The organism is Arthrobacter sp. B3I4 (assembly GCF_030816855.1).
Classification (GTDB): Bacteria; Actinomycetota; Actinomycetes; order Actinomycetales; family Micrococcaceae; genus Arthrobacter.
Map to the genome: position 1 here is coordinate 1,194,470 of NZ_JAUSYK010000001.1, position 20,754 is coordinate 1,215,223.

The 20,754-nt window shown below is 68.3% G+C and carries 16 protein-coding genes; 6 read left to right on the plus strand and 10 right to left on the minus strand.

Annotated elements, in window-relative coordinates:
- The first annotated feature begins 1 nt into the window (after position 1).
- The 4 genes from QFZ61_RS05590 to QFZ61_RS05605 all read left to right on the plus strand — a co-directional run bounded on the left by QFZ61_RS05590 (position 2) and on the right by QFZ61_RS05605 (position 5,837).
- The gene (locus QFZ61_RS05590; RefSeq protein ID WP_307034095.1) at positions 2–820 is read left to right on the plus strand and encodes a glycoside hydrolase family 16 protein; all 819 of its coding nucleotides are present in this window, start codon (positions 2–4) and stop codon (positions 818–820) included.
- Positions 810–1,874: a phosphotransferase family protein gene (locus QFZ61_RS05595; RefSeq protein WP_307034097.1), complete on the plus strand. Its 1,065-nt coding sequence runs from the start codon at positions 810–812 to the stop codon at positions 1,872–1,874. The genes QFZ61_RS05590 and QFZ61_RS05595 overlap by 11 nt, the downstream gene beginning before the upstream one ends.
- 108 nt (positions 1,875–1,982) lie before the next feature.
- Positions 1,983–3,671 carry a long-chain-fatty-acid--CoA ligase gene (locus QFZ61_RS05600; RefSeq protein WP_307034099.1) on the plus strand — a complete coding sequence of 563 codons (1,689 nt, stop codon included), beginning with the start codon at positions 1,983–1,985 and terminating at the stop codon, positions 3,669–3,671.
- A 291-nt stretch (positions 3,672–3,962) separates the two neighbouring features.
- Positions 3,963–5,837: a hypothetical protein gene (locus QFZ61_RS05605; protein ID WP_307034101.1), complete on the plus strand. Its 1,875-nt coding sequence runs from the start codon at positions 3,963–3,965 to the stop codon at positions 5,835–5,837.
- Between the two features lie 67 nt (positions 5,838–5,904).
- Here QFZ61_RS05605 and QFZ61_RS05610 read toward each other — a convergent pair whose 3' ends face one another.
- Both QFZ61_RS05610 and QFZ61_RS05615 read right to left on the minus strand, forming a co-directional pair.
- Positions 5,905–7,356 carry a lipopolysaccharide biosynthesis protein gene (locus QFZ61_RS05610; protein WP_307034102.1) on the minus strand — a complete coding sequence of 484 codons (1,452 nt, stop codon included), beginning with the start codon at positions 7,354–7,356 and terminating at the stop codon, positions 5,905–5,907.
- Positions 7,353–8,495, minus strand: coding sequence for a glycosyltransferase (locus QFZ61_RS05615; RefSeq protein ID WP_307034104.1), 1,143 nt, complete (start codon positions 8,493–8,495; stop codon positions 7,353–7,355). The genes QFZ61_RS05610 and QFZ61_RS05615 overlap by 4 nt, the downstream gene beginning before the upstream one ends.
- 205 nt (positions 8,496–8,700) lie before the next feature.
- On the opposite strand from QFZ61_RS05615, the gene QFZ61_RS05620 reads away from it, so the two are divergent.
- Entirely contained in the window at positions 8,701–9,297 is a 597-nt protein-coding gene (locus QFZ61_RS05620; RefSeq protein ID WP_307034106.1) for a DUF1992 domain-containing protein, read from the plus strand.
- A gap of 170 nt (positions 9,298–9,467) precedes the next feature.
- The gene (locus QFZ61_RS05625) at positions 9,468–10,232 is read left to right on the plus strand and encodes a DUF4386 family protein (RefSeq protein WP_307034108.1); all 765 of its coding nucleotides are present in this window, start codon (positions 9,468–9,470) and stop codon (positions 10,230–10,232) included.
- 89 nt (positions 10,233–10,321) lie between these two features.
- On the opposite strand, the gene QFZ61_RS05630 is transcribed toward QFZ61_RS05625, so the two are convergent.
- From QFZ61_RS05630 to QFZ61_RS05665, 8 genes are all read right to left on the minus strand, one after another.
- On the minus strand, positions 10,322–10,963 hold the full coding sequence (locus QFZ61_RS05630) for an NADPH-dependent F420 reductase (protein WP_307034110.1): 642 nt from the start codon (positions 10,961–10,963) through the stop codon (positions 10,322–10,324).
- A gap of 82 nt (positions 10,964–11,045) precedes the next feature.
- Positions 11,046–11,363: a DUF6221 family protein gene (locus tag QFZ61_RS05635; protein ID WP_307034112.1), complete on the minus strand. Its 318-nt coding sequence runs from the start codon at positions 11,361–11,363 to the stop codon at positions 11,046–11,048.
- Between the two features lie 34 nt (positions 11,364–11,397).
- Entirely contained in the window at positions 11,398–13,272 is a 1,875-nt protein-coding gene (locus QFZ61_RS05640) for a Na+/H+ antiporter (protein ID WP_307034114.1), read from the minus strand.
- Between the two features lie 208 nt (positions 13,273–13,480).
- The gene (locus QFZ61_RS05645) at positions 13,481–14,692 is read right to left on the minus strand and encodes a DUF4232 domain-containing protein (RefSeq protein WP_307034116.1); all 1,212 of its coding nucleotides are present in this window, start codon (positions 14,690–14,692) and stop codon (positions 13,481–13,483) included.
- 130 nt (positions 14,693–14,822) lie between these two features.
- Complete coding sequence (locus tag QFZ61_RS05650) at positions 14,823–16,280, minus strand: S8 family serine peptidase (RefSeq protein WP_307034118.1); 1,458 nt, start codon at positions 16,278–16,280, stop codon at positions 14,823–14,825.
- Positions 16,281–16,422: 142 nt separating this feature from the next.
- Positions 16,423–17,922, minus strand: a complete 1,500-nt coding sequence (locus QFZ61_RS05655) for a carboxyl transferase domain-containing protein (protein WP_307034120.1) — start codon at positions 17,920–17,922, stop codon at positions 16,423–16,425.
- 19 nt (positions 17,923–17,941) lie between these two features.
- A complete protein-coding gene (locus tag QFZ61_RS05660; protein WP_307034122.1) occupies positions 17,942–19,183 on the minus strand; it encodes a CaiB/BaiF CoA-transferase family protein in 1,242 nt (413 codons plus the stop codon).
- Between the two features lie 54 nt (positions 19,184–19,237).
- Complete coding sequence (locus QFZ61_RS05665) at positions 19,238–20,650, minus strand: SLC13 family permease (protein ID WP_307034124.1); 1,413 nt, start codon at positions 20,648–20,650, stop codon at positions 19,238–19,240.
- Positions 20,651–20,754: the final 104 nt, after the last annotated feature.

Below are 20,754 nucleotides of genomic sequence, written 5' to 3' on the forward strand. Positions count from 1 at the left end.
CGTGGGGAGGAAAGGCGTGCTGCTGGCCCGGGTTCTTTCCGTCCTGCTTGCGACAGCCTTAATGATCGCGGTGGCCATCCTCATCACGCCTGACGTCCCGGCCGGCCGAATGCCGGTCGGGGATATTCAGGGCTGGAAGCAGACCGGGGCGCAGGACTTCAAGGAGCCGGCGGAACGGGGGAGCGTGGGAGACGTTTACGGTCCCGACATGCGGGGCTACCACGATCTCCGGGACACCTCGGGCCAGGGGGTGTACACACCGGACTCCGTGCTCTCCGTCAAGAACGGGAAGCTCGACTTCTTCCTGCACTCGAAAGGGGGGAAACCCCGGGTGGCGAGCGTTGTGCCGTTCGGGTACGCGGGTCAAACCTATGGCCGGTATTCCATCCGGTTCCGAGCGGACAGCATGCCTGGCTACAAGATCGCTTTCCTGCTCTGGCCAACGAGCGACGACTGGCTGGACGGCGAGATCGACTGGCCGGAAGGTGAGCTCAATGGCCCCTTTTACGGGGTGTCCGCCATCAAGGACTCCCCGTTGAAAGGCCGGGACCGCTTCGACCCGGTGACGCGCAACACTTCGCCCACGGACGCTGCCGACTGGCATGTGGCGACGACGGAGTGGACGCCCGGCAAGGTCAAATGGTTCTGGGATGGGGGACTGGTGGGGGAGACGACAATGCCCGAGGGAGTACCGGATAAGGCGATGCGCTGGACGCTTCAATCCGAGACAAAGGACGGGGCCGACGCAACGACGCCGGCGCCCGGCACGTCGGGCCACATCGAGGTTGATTGGGTGGTGCAGTATGCGTATGCCCCGTAGCGGACTGCGTTCCGGCAGCTCCCGGCCCCAGGCAACGGCCGGGGCGAGCTTCATCGACGCGGCACTCCAGGACCACTACCGGGAGTGGGACCTGGCATCGCTGGGACTTGGCCATGAGTGGACCACCGTGTTCATCACGCCGCAATTCACCACCTCGCGCCACGTCGTTGCCCTGGTCTACGCCCCCGGCGCCCGGCAGCCGGCCCTGGTCGTGAAGGTTCCGCGCTGCCCCGGGGACAACGAGGGCGTCCAGCGGGAAGCGGACATGCTCCGGCAACTTCGCGCTCTAAGCGGCGGGCAGGTGGAGGGAGTTCCCCGCATTGTCGCGACGTTGGAGGCCGGGGCCTACACCGTCCTCGTGGAGACTCCGCTGACCGGCCCGCCCCTGGATCCGGACCGGGTGGCAGCAAACTTGCCCGCCGCCGTCGCGCTCGGCGTCGACTTCGTTGACTCCCTGCCCTGCACTCTCCCAGGGTCGACCAACGAGGGCTGGTACGAGCGGACGGTGGAGCACCCGCTCGAAGCGCTGGCTGCACTCCTGTCCGGGGACGCCGAAATTGTGGAGCTTGTCCACCGCACGCACAAGCTGCTGGAGCCGCTGCGCTCCGAGGCTTTGCCGGCGGTGTTCGAGCACGCGGATCTAAGCCACCCCAACCTCTTGGTGCGTCCAGGAGGGGGGCTTCAAGTGATGGACTGGGAGCGGGCCTCGGCCTACGGGATTCCGGGGCACGATCTCACCTTCTACTTGCAGTACCTCAGCGAATCCTCGGAGCAGGCGTTTGAGCGCCCCGCCCAGCTCGCGGCCTTCGACTCGGCCTTCGGGCCGGACGGCTGGGCGCTGGCGCCCCTGCGGCGGCACTTGCTGCTCCGCGATGTCCACCCGGAACTTCTTCCCCAGGTCGTCCTCGCTACCTGGGCACGGTCGGCGTCAACGCTGGCCTACCGTTTGGCGGCCGAGGTGGGCCCAGCGGCCGGGATGGGCGACGTGCGGCAGGCGGTGCTCAATGACCGGGACTTCTGGCTCTGGAGGCACGCCGCCGCGGAACTGCACTGAGCGTCCGTTCGCACGCCGCCGCGGAACTGCACTGAGCGTCCGTTCGCACGCCGCCGCGGTCGGGGCGGGGATTCGCCGACCGACGGCGGTTCACGGCAAGATGGAAGGATGGAGAAAACGGACCGGCAGCCTTGGGTGAAGAACTACCAGCCGGGCGTGCCGGCCGAGATTGAACTGCCCACAGAGTCGCTCGTCGCGATGCTGGAACGGTCCGTGGCCGAAGCCGGCAGCGCTCCGGCCCTGGAGTTTTTCGGCCGCCGCACCAGCTATACCCAGCTCGGCGAGCAGATCGACCGCGCCGCAGAGGGACTGCGACGCCTCGGTGTCCGGGCCGGCGACCGGGTGGCCCTGGTCCTGCCGAACTGCCCGCAGCATGTCGTCGCGTTCTACGCGGTGCTGCGCCTGGGCGCCGTCGTGGTCGAACACAACCCGCTCTACACCTCCCGGGAACTGCGGCACCAGTTCGAGGACCACCAGGCGCGGGTCGTGATCGCCTGGGACAAAGCAGCCGCCGCCGTGCGGGAGTTCCCGTCCGACATCGAAATCGACCACGTGGTCTCCGTGAACCTGCTGGAAGCCTTCCCAGCCGTCAAGCGCCTCGCTCTGTCCCTGCCGGTCAAAAAGCTGCGCGAAACCCGGGCCTCACTGACAGCACCGGCGCCGGGGACCATGCCGTGGAAGGAACTCCTCAGCCACGGCCGGATCGACGATGCCCACCCGCGCCCCTCGGTGCACGACCTCGCCGCGATCCAGTACACCTCGGGCACCACCGGCCGGCCCAAGGGCGCGATGCTCACGCACTTCAACCTCTACTCGAACGCCCTCCAGGGTGAGGCGTGGATGGCCGGGGCCGAGTACCGCAAGGAAATTTTCTACGCAATCCTGCCGATGTTCCACGCCTTCGGCATGACCCTCTATCTGACCTACGGCATCCGCAAACAGGGCCTGCTGGTGCTCTTCCCCAAGTTCGAGACAGACCTGGTGCTGGCCGCCATGAAGAAGTCACCGGCGACGATCTACTGCGCGGTCCCGCCGATTTACGAGCGCACCGCCATGGCAGCCAAGGAAAAGGGCATCTCCCTGCGGTCCTGCAAATACTGCATCTCGGGGGCGATGAACCTGCCCGGCCACGTGGTGGAACTGTGGGAATCGGTCTCCGGCGGCCTGCTCGTGGAAGGCTACGGGATGACCGAATCCTCCCCGGTGGCACTGGGCAACCCGTTCCATCCGACCCGCCGCACCGGCACCATTGGGGTGCCGTTTCCCTCCACCCTGATGAAGGTCGTCGAGGTCGACAATTCTTCCGTGGAAGTCCCGCAGGGCCAGCCGGGGGAGCTGCTGCTCAAGGGCCCTCAGGTCTTCCAGGGCTACTGGAACAACCCCGAGGAAACCGCCAAGACCCTTACCGAGGACGGCTGGCTGCACACCGGCGACGTCGTGACGGTGGACCCGGACGGCTTCACCACCGTAGTGGACCGGGCCAAGGAACTCATCATCACCGGCGGGTTCAACGTATCGCCCACGGAGGTTGAGGCCGTGCTGCGTCTGCACCCGGACGTCCGGGACGCTGCCGTGGTCGGTAAACCCCTGGAGCGAGGCGGCGAAATGGTGGTCGCCGCCGTCGAACTTGAACCCGGCACCGAGCTGGACCAGGACGCGCTGCGAACGCACTGCCGTGAACACCTCGCCGGCTACAAGGTTCCGCGCCGGGTGGTGCCGGTGCAGGACCTGCCCCGTTCCATGCTCGGCAAGATCCTCCGCAAGCAGGTCCGCGAAGACATCCTCCCCCGGCTCTGACGGCCGCCGGTGAACCGTGGCCGCAAGTAGTCGCCGGCACGGCAGCAGGTAGGGCCCAAGTAAACCCGAGACGGCACCGTCCGAGGCGGCTACTCGTGACAACCGCCGCGCCGGATCCTACGCTGGGAAGACAATTTCCGCCGGCGCGCAGGTGCCGGATCGGTGTCCCTTGGGCTGACAGCGGTTGAGTGACGTGACCGTGGGCGGGAGCGCTTGGGACCACCGGGAAAACCGGTCAAGGAGGTCTCACACGGCCATGGTCCCTACGACTTACGACGGCGGGTGCGCGGCATGACCGCCTACCCCCCAACCAGCCACCCGGCAACCCATCCAACAGTGCTCAAGGCTTTTCGCTCCCTCGATGAAACGGGGGTCCCATGGGTGTTGCTGCGCGGCGAGGATGACCTGGCCAGGCCCTCCGGAGACGTCGACATTCTGGTGGACCGTGGCATGCTGCCGGTACTGGACGAGCTGATGGGCCGGATCGGCCTGTTCCGCGTGCAGGCTACGGGCCACGGAAGCCACCGCTTCTACTTCGGCTACATCGACGTCGATGAGCTGTGGCTAAAGCTGGACATCGTCTCCGACATCTCGTTCGGACGGTATCAGCAGTGGCGCACCCCGCTGGGTGCCGGCTGCCTCGAACGGCGCGTGCGTCAGGGCGAGTTCTGGCTCCCCGCACCGGATGACAAAGCCTGGTTGCAGTTGCTGCATCTGGTGCTGGACAAGGGCGAGATCAAGCCGGAACGGACCGACGTCGCGCTCGCGGCCGCAGCGGCCGCGTCCGAGCACGACCGGATCGCGGCCTATCTGGATCTCCGCAGCGGCGACGGCACAGCGGCTCAACTACTGGAGCTGGTCCGCACCAAGAACTTCGATGAGGTCCGCATACTGGCAGGTCAGCTGCGGTCCGCCTGGACCCGGACACGGCCGGTGGGCACGCGGGTGCAGGGTTATGGCAACCGCGGACAGCGCCTGCGCACCCCCAGGCTCCCGGGGCGCGGGCCGGTGGTGGGCGTGATGGCTCCGGACGGGGCGGGCAAGACCACCCTCCTGCACGGGCTCCGCGCCGATTTCCCTCTTCCCACCGCGTACGTGTACATGGGCATGTGGGGGGCCGGCCCGTGGGACCACCTGTTGCAAAGAGTGCCGGGCGGACGGACGGCCAAGAAGATGTTCCGGCTGCTCAAGGGCGGGGCGGCAGCCCGGTACCACAGCCTGCGAGGGCGCGTGGTCCTCATGGACCGGGTGGCCTACGATGCCCTGCTGCCTGCTATGGCGGGCAGCAGCCCGACTCCGTCCTGGTCGAACAGCCTGGCGGTGCGGCTTGGACCGTCCCCGGACATCCTGTTGGTCCTCGACGCCCCGGGCGAGGTCATGTTCGCCCGGAAAGGCGAGCACACGGTGGAACTCCTGGAACACTGGCGGCAGGCCTACCTGCAACTGGCCACGCGGCTGCCGGGCGCCCGGGTGATCGACGCCGGCCTCCCGCAAGAGCAGGTACGGCGGCTTGCCACGGAAACAGTCTGGAACAGCATCGCAGCCCGCGCCCCGCTGGCCCCCGAGGCGGACGCTGAGGATTCCTCCGGCCTGGCCCTGCACCAGTGGCGCCTGCTCGACTGGCGGTTCCTGATCCCGCTGCTGCAGCCGTCGCGCCTCGGATACGGCGGTGCCATCGGCCGGGATTTGATGTCCGCCCTGCACCTGCTGGACCCCGCAGCGGCGCCGGTCCGGCCCAGGCCGTCCAGTGCCGGCGCTGACGGCCCTGCCGGCGAGGGGTTCGACGTCGTCCTGCTCCGGGAACCCGGGACAGAGGAGTTTGTAGACGCCGCTGCGGCGGTGCAACCCGGCGGATGGGTGTGCGCCCAGGTCAAACGCACGCTCCGCGGCCGGCGCCCGCACACGGTCGCGGGCTGGAAGCGGATGTTTGTCCGGCACGGTTTCGAGGACGTCAGCGTCCACTGGAACGTGCCGGGCCTCGATAACCCGGCCAGGCTGGTGCCGGTGAGTTCCGCGGCCGCAGTGCTCGGGACCCTGTCCCTGCACAAGGGCGTCCGTTTCGGTCTGCTGAAGGCCCTCGCCGGCCGGCTCGCCCTCATCCTGCACCTCTTCGACGTCGCCATTCCCGCCGGAACGGTCACCGGCCGACGCCGGAGAGAGGACTGACGGTCCGACGCCGTTCCACCGGTCGCCTGCCGCTGCTTGACGCGGCAGGCCCAACCTGGCTGTACTCCTAGCGCCGGCGCACCAGTTCGACCATCTCATCGTGAAGCGGCCGGTAGGCCAGCCGCAGGATCACGTAGACCGCAGCCACCGCCACGGCGATCACCAGGAGCATGCTCGGCACGGCCCCCAGCGCCGGAGCAGCGAAGTTGCCCAGACCGGTCACTGCCACCGCTGCTCCACAAACCAGACCCGGGGCGACCGCGCCCAGCAGCGCCCGCGGCCGGAGCTCAATGACCCGCGCCGCGACGACCTGCATTCCGCAGGCGAACAGGACCGCGACCACCAGCTGCGCCACGGCCACCCCCACGATGCCCCACTGCGAGGCGAGGAGCAGCACCGGCAGCAGAATCAACAGCCGCACCAGTGACACCACGATCGAGAGGCCGGGCCGGCCCAAGGCTTTGTACACGTCATTGGCGCCGGCTCCCAGGGAGCGCGCCGCGGCGTACAGGGCGAGGAAAATCAACGGCAGTACTGCATCGTTCCATTTCTCCCCAAAGACAAGCGGCACCAGGACCGGAGCCACCACTGCCAGCCCCACGCCGGCGGTAACCCCGTAGAGGGACTGGATCCGCACGCTCGTGAGGTACCCGGCGCGGAGCCGTTCCGGCTCGGCACGGACCCGGGCGTAGAGCGGGAAAAGCACCGTCGAGAGGACGAAGAAGACATTGAGGATCACCACCTCCGGCAGGCGGAAGGCCAGAGTGTAGAAGCCGAGCGCCTGGGCGCCGAGGACGATGCCGATGATCAGGTAATCGATGTCGAAGATCAACCGGGCCAGCAGGCTGCTGCCCGCCACCGGTGCGCCGTACTGGATATTGGCCAGCAGGGCGTCCTTGCCGGCCCGCCAGAACTGCCAGGGCGCATGACCGCGGACCAGGAACCAGCACGTGGCCGCGTATGCCACCGAGCCCGCGGCCGTCCCCACAGCCAGGGACCATGCACCGTGGCCGGTGAAAGCGAGGCTGAGGGTCACGGTTCCCATCGTGGCAGCCCGAAGAACCGGAGCGGCAGTGAGCTTCTTGAAGTGCAGGTCCCGGCGCAGCAGGGCTTCCGGAACGGCGCCCAGCGAGGTGGCCAGCACGGACACGCCCAGGACCTGGACCAGCGGAACCACCTCGGGAAGCTGGAAGAGCTCGGCAATAAGCGGTGCGGAGAAGAACGCGGCCATGCCCAGCAGCGACCCCAGCACCATGGAGATCAAGAGCGCTGACCGGGCGATGACACCGTCGCGGGGCAGATACACGAGTGCCTGGGCGACGCCGGCGTCGGCGATGGTTTCGGCGTAGCCCATTAGGACCAGGGCCAGGGCCACCAGGCCGTAGTCGTGCGGGGAGAGCAGACGCGCCAGAACGATGGTCGTGATGAGCACGATGATCCGGCCCCCGGCGAAGGCCAGGCCCTGCCACATGGCCCCCCGGACGCCGGTGCGCGCCAGCTCACCCGGCGCCTGCGTCATGCGGAGCCACTTCCGCTGATAGCCCTGCGCAGCTCGTCCAGGTACTCGTCCGCAGCCGTTTGCCAGGTGCGGACGGCGCCGGGGCCCTGGGCGGCCGGCTCACGGCGCGGCCCGGCCAGGCGTTCGGCGACCAGGCGGGCGAACTTCACCGGGTCCTCCTCGACTGTCAGCAGAGGGTGCGGTTCCTGTTCCCGCGCGGCCACCGGCGTGGCCACGACCGGGACACCCGCGGCGAGCGCTTCGCGCACGGAGTTTCGGATTCCCACACCGTGTTCGTCCGGGAACGCCGCCACGTCCGCGGACTGGAACACGTCAAGGACCGAAGGCACGTTGGCTGCGACTTCCACCCGGGGGCCGGCGAGGGCCAGGACGGCCGGGTCGGGGCGGCGTCCGGCCAGGACGAACGTAGCCTGCGGCACCTGCTCCCACACCTGCGGGGCAATCGTGCCGATCAGCACCCTCGCGCTGTCGACGTTAGGGCCGTAGTTCAAGCTGCCGACAAAGCAGACCACCGGGGTTTCCCGCCGCCCGGGGACGGTAACGGCCTGCTCGGCGCCGTTCGGGATGCTGCGCACCTCGCGGCGCAAACGCCGCGACCACTCGGCGGCATCCTGCGAACCCACGGTGAGTAGCCGGGCCCTCGACGGCAGGCGCAGTTCAGCGCGCAACGCCTGGTACTCCCGCGCACGGTAGGCGGGCTTCAGCCGGCCCGCGATGGCGGTGTCCATCCGGGCCCGGACGGACCAGGGGTCGACGGTCTGCAGGACCATCGGCCCCTGGACGTGGCGGGCCAGGAACAGGGCATGCGGACCATGGATGAGGGTGGCGTCGCTGCGCGCGGAGAGCTGCCGGGTCAGGGCCACAGCCTCGGCAGTGGCGCGCTCATGCTTTCCCGCGCCGTTCAGGCCGCCGATGGAGCGTACCAGCGCCGCGGCCCGGCCGCGCGGGGTCAGGATGTGCACCTCAGAGCACCGGTCGCGGACCTCATCGGGCAGCGCCACGTCGCCCGCGTAGCTCAGCAATGTCACATCGACGCCGGCAGGGAGGTTCCGCAGGATCTCGTACGGAATCATCGAGCTGCCGTCTCCGTAAACAGGGTCCCGGTTGGGCACACTTTCTGTGATGTACAGAAGCCTCATTGCACGAGTGTACTGGACCGTTCCTCGGGGTTACGGGGGGCCAAACGGCCCTGTTCAGAAGCCGGAGAGAACCCAATAATGCCTCCGCACAAAAGCACGACCGAACTCAGGCAGGTGGGCAGGCGGCCAGCGGTTCCGCCGTCGTCGAGAATCTGTCCATACTGGAAGCAGACCCAACATTCCGGCAGCGGGAAGGACCAGGTTCATGAGCAGCGGGGAAAGCTCGGCGTTCCGGCGCCGGGTGGAACGGGCAGCCGAGCTGCGGTCCATCAGGGCCAGCGGCAGCACGTTCCAGGAAAACAGTGAACTTGAGGCGGCCGAGGAAAAACTCCGGCAAAAACGAGCCAAGGTCGGCGACGCCGCCAAGGCTGAATACCTCGTCCGTGACGCCATGGCGCAGGGCAAGTTCGACAACCTGAAATACGCGGGCAAGCCCATCCCGGGACTGGGCGAGGTCTACGACCCGGACTGGTGGGTGAAGGGGCTGCTGCAGCGTGAAAACGTCACCGGGCTCGGCCCCACAGCGATCCTGCTCCGCACGGAGGATGCCGGGCTTGACGACCGTCTTGACGGCCAGTTCACCGAAACGCAGGTACGGGACATCATCACAGACTTCAACGCCCGTGTTGTCGACGCCCGGCGGCAGCTCCAGGGCGGGCCGCCGGTCATCACCAAGACCCGCGACGTCGACGCCGAGGTCGAGCGCTGGCGTGAACGGCGGGCAGCGGCGGCCGCCGGTGCCCCGCCGCCACCACCGCAGCCGAAGCTGCCCTGGTGGCGGCGGATCTGGACGGGCCAGTAGAGGGCAGGCCGGACAGGCGCCGGCGTGGCCTTAGAGGTGGCCGGACGGCTAATTTGACGCTGGCCGGGTGGCCAGAACCGGCGTAGCCTGCGCTATAGACGCACCTTTAGAACACACCACCGCGGCTAAAACACCGCCCGGCGGTGCACCGGCGGAAGCGGGTGAGGCACATGAAAAGGACCAGCACCAAGGGCAGCCAACGGCCACCGGCCGGCCCGGCTCCGGCTGTGCGGCCAGCAGAGTCCCTGGCACCGTTGCGACTGGCCGGGACCCTGGCGTTGACGGGCTTCGTCGTATCGCTGGCCGCCGGCCTGTTCCACGCCGAGTCGGCCGACGCGAACGACCACCCGGCAGCGTTCGCCGCGTACGCCCGCAGCAGCGTCTGGACGGCGGTCCACTTGGGCCAGTTCGCGGGCATGGCGTTGCTGATTGCCGCATTGCTGGTCCTGCTCGTGGCCCTGCGGACACCGGAAGGCCAGCCGGCGTGGACAGCGCGGTTCGCTGCAGTTGCAGCGGCTGCCGCGCTGGCGCTCTACGCCGCGCTCCAAGCCGTAGACGGCGTCGCCCTTAAACATGCCGTGGACGCCTGGGCTGCCGCCACGGAACCGGCCAAGGATTCCCGGTTTGCAGTCGCCGAGGGTATCCGGTGGCTGGAGTGGGGCCTGCGCAGCTACCAGAGCTTTCTGCTCGGGACGGCCCTGCTCCTGACCGGAGCCGTGGTCGTCCGCGCGGGCCGCATCTCCCGGGCGCCGGGGTACCTCATGGCACTCGCGGGGGTGGCCTACCTCGTCCAGGGTTGGATCATCGGCGCCGAGGGGTTCTCTGCTGCGAACACCATCCCCACGCTGGCCGGCATTGTTCTGACCCTGGGCTGGTCGCTGTGGCTGGTGGTCGGTGCCTGGCGAGGCAAGACGGTTCCGGGCCCCGTGCCCTGACTGGGTTCTGCCCGTCCGCCTGCGCGAGTGTGCAGTTCACGGCAGTGTCCGGCGCGGAAACTGCCGCGAACTGCACACTCGGTGGAGGGTCAGAGAGTGCGGGGCGCCTTCGCCAGGTTCTCCTGCAGTTCGGCTGCGTTCTGGCGGACGCCGTACGCCGGGCGGTCCCGTTCCACGCGCCAGCTGTCGGACAACGGGCCGATGTTGACGGTGTCGAAACCGAATTCATCGTAGAACCGGGTGACGAGTTCGGCTGCTTCCGGGAAGTCGCTCGCCGTCGCCAGAGCACGCCGGTTGTCCGTGCCGGCAGGCGTTCCGTCGGTGGTGATGTCCGTGTACATGATGTGGTTGAATCCCTTGGCCACCTTGGATTCGGGCAGGTGCTCTTGCAGCATGCCCGAGGTGGTGGCCTCGCCGTTGTCGAGGGCGGGAATACGGCCGTCGCGCTCCCAGTAGTAGTTGTTGGTGTCGATGACGATCTTGCCTGCCAGCGGCTCGGCGGGGATCTCCGTGATGCTCTTCAGCGGGACTGTGACGACGGCGAAGTCGCCCGCCGCGGCTGCCTCTGCCGCGGTTGCCGCCCGTGCCCGGGGCCCGAGCTCGGAGACGAGATCCTGCAGTGTTTCCGGTCCGCGCGAGTTGCTGATCACGACGTCGTAGCCGAGTTCGACCGCCTTGCGGGCGACCTGGCTGCCAATGTGTCCTGCACCGAGAATTCCAATAGTTGTCATACCCGGGCCAACGGCATTCCCGCCTGAGATATTTCAGGGTTCGACGTCGGCGCGCGAAACAGTTGGCGCGTGCGGGCCTTTGTCAGTGGCGGAGCCAGTGCTCCTCAAAGTCGGGGTGGTCGAAGTACGGCAGCGCCAGGGCCTGCAGGGACCGTTCCATCCAGTCGAGCGAGCGCGGCGCCCAGTGCTGCTCCTGCAGTGAGTCGCTGACCATCGCGGCGAGGGCGGACTGCCGGGCCGCTTCGACGACGCCGATCAGCCTCCGCTTCGCCTCGCACTCAAGCAGCAGCCGCTGTTCGTACCATTCGCCCGACTTGGAGACTGTCCGGTCGCTGAGCAGGGTCCGGGCCGCTGCCTCGTCCTCGGAAATGCGCTCGGACAAAAACTCGACAATGTCCACAAACCGAGGGTACGCGCGGGGACCGGCCTTGGCATCACCCCAGCAGGTCGTCCTCGTAGCACCACCGCCAGTCCTCGCCCGGCTCGGCGCTGCGCATGACGGGGTGGCCGGTGGCCCGGAAGTGCTTGGAGGCGTGCGTTCCGGCGGAGGAATCACAGCAGCCCACGTTGCCACACGCCAGGCACATCCGAAGGTGCACCGGCGTGGTTCCGTCCCGGCGGCAGTCAGCGCAGAAGGGCTCTGCCGGGGCCGGCCGGTCCGGGGAGTCCTCGAGATGCTCGCAGGTGCCGCCGGGCCGGGCGATGCCCTCGCCGCCAACCTCGCCGGTCGTGTCCAGTTCGTCCAGCGAGACGTCCAGCATGGATTCCTCAACGTCCAGCCGCTCCAGGACCTGGCTGAGGACTTCGTGCGCGTACTCGCCGCCGCGCCGGAGTTCCAGCACCTTGGCCCGCTCGGCGTCGAGCATGGCGAGCCGCAGTTGCGCGTAGCGGTGGCTGGGCGTCGCCGCCTCCGAGGTTGGCCGGCCGAGCCGCTCCCAGGCGGCGAGTCCCCGCTCCTGGGTGCGCCGCTTCAGCATCGCGACGACCTCCGGCGGGTCCTCGTCGACACGCAGCTCCTGCAGCCGTTCCACCCCGGCGGACGTGGCGAGCTGCATCAGCGATGCCTGGTTCAGGGCGTCCTCGCGCTGGTCCGGGCCTTGCACCCGCAGCAGCCGCACCAGGGCGGGCAAGGTGAAGCCCTGCAGCGCCAGCGTGCCGCCCACCACCACCATCGCGGCCAGGATCAGCACCGGCCGGTGTTCCAGGTCCGGCGGCAGCGTCAGCACCGCGGCCAGCGTCACCACCCCGCGCATGCCGGCCCAGGAGACGATCGCGGAGTATTGCCAGGGCGGTGCCGGGTCCGCCCGCCGCACGGACGGAATCAGCCGCGGCAGGTACGTCGCCGGAAATACCCAAACCGGCCGCAGCAGCAGGACGGCCAGCAGGATCACGGCGCAGCCCGCCCAGATCCGGCCGGCGCCGAGCGAGTCGTCCTGGACGCCCTCAATGATGGTCTGGACCTGGAGGCCGATCAGCAGGAACACGGAATTTTCCAGCAGGAACTGCACCGTGTTCCAGTTGCTGCGCTGGCTCAGCCGGGCGGCGCCGTTGGGCATCGACGGCGCCTTCATGCCCATCACGAGACCGGTGACGACGACGGCGAGGACACCGGAGGCATGGATCGCCTCGGCCGGAAGGTAGGCCACGAACGGTGCCATCAGCGACGTCGTGGTATTGATCGCGACGTTGCGGATCCGCTTGCGCAGCATCGTCAGCACGTAGGCGGCAGCCAGGCCGACCACCAGGCCCCCGCCCGCCGCAACCAGGAAGCCGCCGGCAATCTCGGCCGCGGACACAGACCCGGCAATCGCGGCGATGGCGGCGCGGAGGCAGACCAAAGCGGTGGCGTCATTGACCAGCGATTCGCCCTCAAGGATGGTCACGATCCGGCGCGGCATGCCCACCTTGCGGGCGATGGCTGTGGCAGCCACGGCGTCGGGTGGAGCGACGACGGCGCCCAGGGCAATCGCCGCCGCCAGCGGGATTTCGGGGAACAACCACCAAACCACCACCCCCACCGCGAGGGTCCCGAAGATCACGTAACCCACCGAGAGTAGACCGATGGCGCGGCGGTTGGAACCGAAATCGAACAGTGAGGTCCGCAGCGCGGCGGCGTAGAGCAGCGGCGGCAGCAGCCCCACGAGGACCAACTCGTGGTTCAGCTCAATACGCGGGACAAAGGGGAGGAAGGACCCCGCGACGCCGGCCAGGACCAGCAGCAGGGGAACGGAAACATCCAGCTTCCGGCCCAATGCGCTGCCGGCACAAACGACGGCCACGAGAACCAGCAGTCCAAGAGCAAGATCCATGAGCCCATTCTGTCAGGCGGCCCCTTCCGCCGGGACGCCGGAAGCAGCGCGGGGCAGGCGAAGCTGACTTTCCTCGCACGGTTGTCCTGACTGTGCAGCTGGTCGGGGGCGTGCCGGCTGGCCGGCTGGAGGCAGGCCGGGTCCGGCCGGGGTGGGCTGGGCGGTGAATTTGCACGACCACCCCGGCTGAAGGCCTCGTGGTCGACGACTAGGCCGGAGGCTCGGCCAGGCTCCAGGCCGTCACCGCCACGTGACCGCCGCTCACCACGTCCAGGTCTGCCGGGAGGCTGGTCCGGGCGACGCCGGAAAACGGGGCCACCAGGACCGTCCCGACCCTAGTGTCACCGGCGCCGGCCATGGCGTTCCAGCCCAGGGCTGCTTGCGCGACCGCTCCCGGGGTGACGGTGATCGGGCGGGGGCCCGGGTCCGTGGTCATGAAGGTGCCGCCGCGGACTGTCAGGATGTCCATGGCCCATCCGGCAGTGTCGTTGAAGGCGACGTCGGGGTAGGCATTGAGCACGCACGGTGCCGTGCCGGAATTGACGAGCCGGATGGGCATGCCCCGGTGGCCGGTGGCGGCGTCCGGTGTGCCGAGGGTAATTTTCACCTGCTCGCTGCGGCACCAGCCCGGATCCGGAGCCTGCTGCGAGGGGCCCACGGTGGGCGAGCCGTACACCACGGGCGGTGCGGTGGGCGACGGCGGCGGCGCGGGCCGGGCCCGGGCGGCGGTGGCGGCGCGGGTTGCCGCTCCAGACAACGGCGCGGCGGCGACCAGCAGCACGGCGCAGCCGACCGTGGCAGCGAGGAGGGCCCAGGACTGCACCGGCAGCCGCCGTCGGCCCGGGCCAGCCAGCTGGGGGCGTTGCTCGGACGCCGGTCCGCGGTCGGAGAGGTGGCCGTCATCCTGGCGGCCTCCGCTGCGGGCTGTCCGGATCCATATGAGAGCAGGGACCCAGCCCCACACGGTGCCCCAGTAACCGGCGCTCAACAGGGCGGTGCCGGCGTTGTCGAACAGTGACGCCAGGCGCGGTGGCGGCCACTGCGCCAGGATGCTCCCGGCCGACCAGAGCACACCGGTGAGGAACGATGCGAGCACCACGCACAGCCAGACACTCAGCATGGCCGTCTGGTCGCGCGGCCGGCCCGCCGGACGGGGCACCAAGAATTGCAGCAGGAGCAGCAGCAGGCCCAGCAGCGTCAGTACGGAGACGATCGGAATCAGGAGCGGCCAAGGCCCCGCGGCCCGCCAACTGGAAGCGGCCACTGTTTCGGGAGCGATCAGCCGGGCGAGGGAGACCGGAAGGACGTTGAACCAGCTCAATGCCGCGAAAAGCGCCCCGCTGAGGAGCCATCCGATTCCCGCGGCCGCGGCCGCCGTCGTCGCAGCCCTGCTTGCTATACCCCCACTGCGTTTCCCCATGCCGGCCAGCCTAGTTCAATCCGCGGGAACCACGCCGTTCGATGATTCCGGGCGCACCCGGCGTTTCGAGCCACCGAACTGGCAGAAGACCGTCGAAACGGGCCGAACCAGGCCGGCCCTGGTCCGGAGCCTAATACCGGGTGATCTGGGTCAGGTAGCCGTAGTACTTCGAACCTGCCGGGCGCAGCGGATCCCCTTCGAAGCCGAAGTCCGGGTGCCGCTGGTTGTAGGACTTGGTGAGCTCGAGGAACTGCTCGGTGACGTCAGCGCCCGAGCCGTGGCAGGTTTCATGGCTGATGCACAGGGCGACGGCTCCTGCCACCGCTGGGCTGGCGAAGCTGGTGCCGTGGTTCACGCCGTAACCGCCGGGGACCGTGGACAGGACGCACACCCCCGGAGCTGCGACGGTATGCCGCCGGTCCTGGGCGTTGACGGCGAAGTTGGAGAAAAACGCCGGCTGGTCGTCCCGCTGCCCGAGGGCGCCCATGTCGAGCTGGTTGCAGATGCTCGGGGCGAGGCCTCCCGGGCGGCCGTCAAAATCGCCCATAGCCGTGGCCGTCAGAACTTCCTGATAGGCGGCCGGCACCGTCCCGGCGAAGTCGGAGGCGGCATTGCCGGCCGCCACCGTGTACGCCACTCCGGCCCGGACGGAACGGCAGATTGCGTAATGCAGCGGGTCGGTGCCCTTGCCGCAGTTGGCCGTGTCGGAACCGCCGCCGCCGATGCTCATGTTGGCAACGTCAATGTCATTGCTCCGGTCCTTGTCCCGGCGGGTCGAGGTGACCCAGTCAATGGCGCAGATCAGGCTTGCCTCACTGATGGTGCCGGAGTCGGCCATGACCCGCACCGACCAGAGCGGCGTCCCGGGCGCCGCGCCGATGATGCCGGAGCCGTTGTTGCGGGCCCCGATGATTCCGGCCACGGCCGTCCCGTGCCCCATGACATCAATGGGGGTGGCCACTTTGACGGGTTGGCCGGAGGAGCAGTCGATGCCACCTTTGACGTTGAGGTCCGGGTGGGTGGCGTCTACGCCGCTGTCAATAACGGCAACATTGACGCCGGGTCCGTCGTCGGTCCCCGGGTGAACGTGGGCGGCCCTCATGGCCTCGTCCGGGTCCCCGCCGATGCGCTGCCACCACAACGGGGCGATCTGGGTGGAAGGCGTCTCTGACTCCGGCGGCTCGTGGAAGTGTCGGTCGACGGTGACGAAATCGACGCTCGGATCGGTTGCAAGCTTGCTGGCCTGGGAGGCGGTCATTTTCCCGGCGTAACCGCTGACCGCGTCCCGGTACACCGTGGAAGCCGTGACGCCGAACTTCCCCCGGTGCGCCGCAGCAATAGCCCCGGCGTCGCCGGTGCCGTCCTTGAGCACCACGATGTAGTCCTGATCCTGCCCGGCCGCGGCCGGTGCTGCTGCCGAAATTCCGCCACCCACGGCCAGCGCGGCGGCGGCCAGCCCCGCCAGGAAGCGCCCTCGTGCGGGGCGGCCCGGCGCCGGATAACCAGGCTCCGGCGCGGAACCGCGCTGGCCTGGGGCCACCAATGTCTTTCGCGCCTGGCGGAAGAATGTGCAGACAAATGTGTTCATCGCGGCCTCCATTAAGCGTTGTCGCTTCCGAGCGCCCCCCGTGCATATCGTAGGCCCGGGACGGAGAAAAAATCAGGGCCAAACGATGTTAAACCAAAGGACGACGGCGGGATGTCCGCCGTCGTCCTTCCTTCCTGATTCCCTAACCCGGGGGCCCTCCGCCCAGGTTCCGGTACTTTTCGAGCCGGCGCGGAAGCAGTTCGTCCAGGCCCGCGGCCGCGACCAGGGACAGCTCGTATTCGATTGCCTGTCCCATCCGCTGGCAGAAGGCTTTGGCTTCCAGTGCAGCGTCGGGACGTTCATCAATGATGTGGTCGACCAGTCCATTGGCGTGCAGCGCTGCCACGTTGACGCCCTGCGCCGCGGACATGGCGGGCGCGAATTCGGTACTGCGGTGCACAATCGCGCTGGCACCCTCCGGCGGGAGCGGGGAGAGCCACGCATGCTGCGCGGCCACTGTCCGGTCGGCCGGAAGCAGGGCAAGAGCCCCGCCACCGGCTCCCTGGCCCAGCAGCACCGAAACCGAGGGCGAACCCAGACCGATCAGGTCGTGGAGGGACCGTGCGATTTCGCCGGCAAGACCGCCTTCCTCCGCCTCCTTGGACAGGGCCGCCCCGCCGGTGTCGATGACTGTCAGCAGGGGCAGGCCGAGTTCCTCCGCAAGCCGCATGCCGCGCCGTGCCTCGCGCAGCGAGGCCGGGCCCATGGCGGTCTGCTGCGACGGCCTCGGCCGGGTGTGGCCGAGCACAACGCAGGACCTCTCGCCGAACCTGGCCAGGGCCAGCAGCAAGCCAGGGTCCTTCTCACCCTGGCCGGTGCCGTTCAAAGGCAGGACGTCCCGTGCCCCGTACGCCAGAAGCTGGCGGAGGTCCGGCCGGCGCGGGTTGCGTGAAATCTCGATCGACGCCCACGCGCCGGCCTCCGCCGGCCCGACTGCCAGCGTGGCCGGAGCGGCTACCGGGGCGGGTGCGCCCGCGAGCAAGATATCCAGCGCACGGTTCACGACGTCGGGCAGCTGCTCCGCGGAAACCACTGCGTCCACAAGGCCTTTGTCGAACAGGTTTTCCGCCACCTGGACGTTTTCCGGGAAAGGCGTGCCGTACAAGGCCTCATATACCCGGGGACCCAGGAAGCCCAGCAGCGCGCCCGGTTCCGCCACTGTGATGTGCCCAAGGGACCCCCACGATGCCATTACGCCGCCGGTGGTGGGGTGGCGCAGGTACACCAGGTAGGGGAGTCCGGCCTGCCGGTGGGCGCGGACCGCTGCGGTGATCTTGACCATGGACAGAAACGCGAGGGTCCCTTCCTGCATCCGGGTACCGCCCGACGCGGGACCGGCCAGCAGGGGCAGGCCCTCGGCCGTGGCCCGCTCAACTGCGCTGACAATTCTTTCCGCAGCGGCGGCCCCGATTGAGCCGGCAAGGAACCGGAACTCACTGACGATCACGGCGACCCGCCGCCCGCGGATCAGCCCTTCCCCGGTCAGGACGGACTCATCGACGCCGGACTTTTCCCGCGCCGCTGCCAACTCGGCCCGGTAGCCGGGGTCGGGATCCGCGTCCGTCACCGGCTTGTCCCAACTCCGGAAGGAGCCGGGGTCGAGCACGGCTGCTATCAGGCCCGCGGCATCAAGACGCCGCATTTTCTGGTCCGCCAACACGTCAACTACCGGCCTGGGACGGCGCATCCGCCGCTGAATCTGGAGCAGTGGCGGTCTCCAGCCAGCGCCGGATCTGGTCCCCGTCCTGGTTCAGCAGCGGCGGTGCGCTGTGTGAGGTCAGGGTGGTCTCCTGCACATCGCCGGTGCTGAAGAAACGCAGCGGCGGACCGGGCAGGCTGATGTTTCCCAGCACCTTGTGATCGACGTCGACGACGAGCCCCTGGGAGCGGACCTGCTCCCAGGCGTAGACCTCGTCCAGGGTCCTGACCTTGCCTGCCGGAATGCCGGCTTCGTTCAGCTTGGCGAGCAGCGGCTCGGCTTCGTACTCGGCGAAAGCGTGTTCCACGGCCTCGATGACCTTGTCACGGTTACGGACCCGGTCGGCGTTGGTGGCAAATTCCGGCCGGCTCGTGTCGATTCCGAATGCCGCCGCGAAACTGTTCCAGAGCTTTTCGCTGCCGACGCTGATCTGGACACTGCCCTGCCGGCAGTGGAACAGGCCGTAGGGGGCGATGGAAGGGTGGTGGTTGCCCTGTGCCCTCGGTACTTCGCCGGCCACGGTCTGCCGGGTGCCCTGAAACGCGTGGACCCCGATCAGTGCCGACAGCAGCGAGGTCCGGACCACCTGGCCGGTGCCGGTCCTTTCGCGCTGCAGCAGCGCGGCGAGGGTGCCGAACGCGCCGTACATTCCGGAGAGAAGATCCGCGATCGGCACCCCGACGCGCTGCGGGTCATCCGGCCCGGAGCCGGTGAGGGACATCAGGCCGGCCTCCCCCTGGAGGATCTGGTCGTAGCCGCTGCGCTTTGCTTCCGGTCCGTCGTGTCCGAACCCGGTGATGGACAGGATCACCAGCCGTGGGTTCAACGCATGCATGTCCGCCGTCGAGAAACCGAGCCGGTCCAGGACACCGGGGCGGAAGTTTTCCACCACGACGTCGGCCCTCTCCAGCAGTTCCCGCAGAACCTGCCGGCCGTCGTCGCTCTTCAGGTCCAGCGCGATGGATTCCTTGTTCCGGTTGCAGGACAGGAAGTACGTAGCCTGCGGGTCGTCCTCAGGACCCACAAAGGGCGGGCCCCAGCCGCGGGTGTCGTCGCCGCTTCCGGGGTTCTCGACCTTAATGACGCGGGCGCCGAGGTCTCCGAGCATCATGCCGGCGTGCGGGCCGGCGAGGGCCCGGCTGAGGTCCACGACGAGGTACCCGGACAGCGGGCCTTCGGTGGTGCGGTCGGTTTCGTTGCTCATGAGTTGATCCTTACGATGTGCAGTTCAGCGGGTGCGGTGGGCCGGCAGGCGCAGTTACATCCAGCCGGGGACGACCATGATGAGCCAGGCGACGGCCGGACCAGCGGCCACGACGATGCCGCTGTAGGCGAGAATCTGCTTGTAGAACTTATCCTTGTCCAGGTTTTCCGGCGCGTTGGCCAGCACCAGGGCGCCGTTCGTGGAGAAGGGTGAGACGTCAACAATCGTGGACGAAACGGCGAGGGCTGCGATCACACCGACGGCGCCGATGTCGCCACTGGCCAGGAACGGAACCGCCAGCGGAATGAGGGCCGCGAGGATGGCGGTGGAGGACGCGAACGCCGACACGATGCCGCCGATGTAGCAGATCAGCAGTGCAGCCAGCAGGGGCATGCCGAGGTTGGAGACGCCGCTGGAGACGAACTTGATGGTTCCGGCCTCCTCAAGGACACCGACAAAGGTGAGCATGCCGCAGATGAGCAGGACGGTGGACCAGCTGATCTTGTTGACGGCTCCCTTTTGGGCCTCGGGGGAGACCAGGGCGAGGATGATGGCGATCGTGATGGAGACGAAGCCGACGTCGACCTTGAAACCGAGCGAGATGACGGCCAGTGCAATGAGGCCAACGATGGTGACCAGCTGCGGCAGGGTCGCCCGGGCGCCGTTGGAGGCGGCTGCGGCAGCGCCGTCGACAGCGGAGGAACCGGCAGCGGAAGTGCCCCCGGCGCTGCCCTTGGCCGACACACTGGCGGGGGAGATATCGGAACCGGAGCCCTGCAGGGTGACGCCGGCTGCGCGTGCGCCGACGCTGACGTTCATGCGGGTCTCCGCCGCCTGCTCGATGAACCGGCCGGTCTTGGAGGAGAGCAGCTTGTTGCCGCCGAGAACAACGAACAGCACGAGTGCCACGACGAGGTTGAAGAAGAAGCTCGCCAGGAAGATCGCCATCGGGCTGGCTGCGAGTTCTGTTTTGGCGATGATGCCGTTGACCGTGACACCGTAGACGGCGATCGGGGAGAAGCCGCCGGCCTGGGCGCCGTGAATGACCATCATGCCCATCATGAGCGGGTTGATCTTGTGCTTCGCGGCGAAGCTGAGGGCGATCGGCGCAATGATGGCGACGGCGGCCGGCGAGAGTGCGCCCACGGCCGTGATCAGAGCGGTGATGGCGAACATCACCCACGGAATGAGGGCCACCCTGTTGCCCACCATCCGCACCGCTGCCCGGACCAGCAGGTCGATGGTGCCGTTGTTTTGCGCGATGGCAAAGAGGTACGTGACACCGACGATTGTCAGAAAGAGCCCACCGGGGAAATTCGCGAGGATCTCCGTGGTGGACATGCCGAGAAAGACCGAGCCGAGCAGGAACGCGCCGACGAAGGCCAGCGCGCCCATGTTGAGGGGCAGCACCGTGGCCAGCAGGAACATCACCGCCAGAATGATGATGGAAAGCACGGGAGCGGACATCTTTGTTCCTCCGGGTAATGTGATGTGAATAACAGGACTACTGGCCTAGCCTCTTAGACTGTAGGTGAGTTTGTCAATACGCCTCTGCGATAGGATGGCGGCAG

Excerpts from the sequence above, each read along its gene's own strand:
- QFZ61_RS05645 (WP_307034116.1), bottom strand. The coding sequence starts at position 14,692 with ATGGGGAAACGCAGTGGGGGTATAGCAAGCAGGGCTGCGACGACGGCG.
- QFZ61_RS05605 (WP_307034101.1), top strand. The coding sequence starts at position 3,963 with ATGACCGCCTACCCCCCAACCAGCCACCCGGCAACCCATCCAACAGTG.
- QFZ61_RS05595 (WP_307034097.1), top strand. The coding sequence starts at position 810 with ATGCCCCGTAGCGGACTGCGTTCCGGCAGCTCCCGGCCCCAGGCAACG.
- QFZ61_RS05625 (WP_307034108.1), top strand. The coding sequence starts at position 9,468 with ATGAAAAGGACCAGCACCAAGGGCAGCCAACGGCCACCGGCCGGCCCG.
- QFZ61_RS05620 (WP_307034106.1), top strand. The coding sequence starts at position 8,701 with ATGAGCAGCGGGGAAAGCTCGGCGTTCCGGCGCCGGGTGGAACGGGCA.
- QFZ61_RS05610 (WP_307034102.1), bottom strand. The coding sequence starts at position 7,356 with ATGACGCAGGCGCCGGGTGAGCTGGCGCGCACCGGCGTCCGGGGGGCC.
- QFZ61_RS05660 (WP_307034122.1), bottom strand. The coding sequence starts at position 19,183 with ATGAGCAACGAAACCGACCGCACCACCGAAGGCCCGCTGTCCGGGTAC.
- QFZ61_RS05665 (WP_307034124.1), bottom strand. The coding sequence starts at position 20,650 with ATGTCCGCTCCCGTGCTTTCCATCATCATTCTGGCGGTGATGTTCCTG.
- QFZ61_RS05640 (WP_307034114.1), bottom strand. The coding sequence starts at position 13,272 with ATGGATCTTGCTCTTGGACTGCTGGTTCTCGTGGCCGTCGTTTGTGCC.
- QFZ61_RS05630 (WP_307034110.1), bottom strand. The coding sequence starts at position 10,963 with ATGACAACTATTGGAATTCTCGGTGCAGGACACATTGGCAGCCAGGTC.
- QFZ61_RS05655 (WP_307034120.1), bottom strand. The coding sequence starts at position 17,922 with ATGCGGCGTCTTGATGCCGCGGGCCTGATAGCAGCCGTGCTCGACCCC.
- QFZ61_RS05650 (WP_307034118.1), bottom strand. The coding sequence starts at position 16,280 with ATGAACACATTTGTCTGCACATTCTTCCGCCAGGCGCGAAAGACATTG.
- QFZ61_RS05600 (WP_307034099.1), top strand. The coding sequence starts at position 1,983 with ATGGAGAAAACGGACCGGCAGCCTTGGGTGAAGAACTACCAGCCGGGC.
- QFZ61_RS05615 (WP_307034104.1), bottom strand. The coding sequence starts at position 8,495 with ATGAGGCTTCTGTACATCACAGAAAGTGTGCCCAACCGGGACCCTGTT.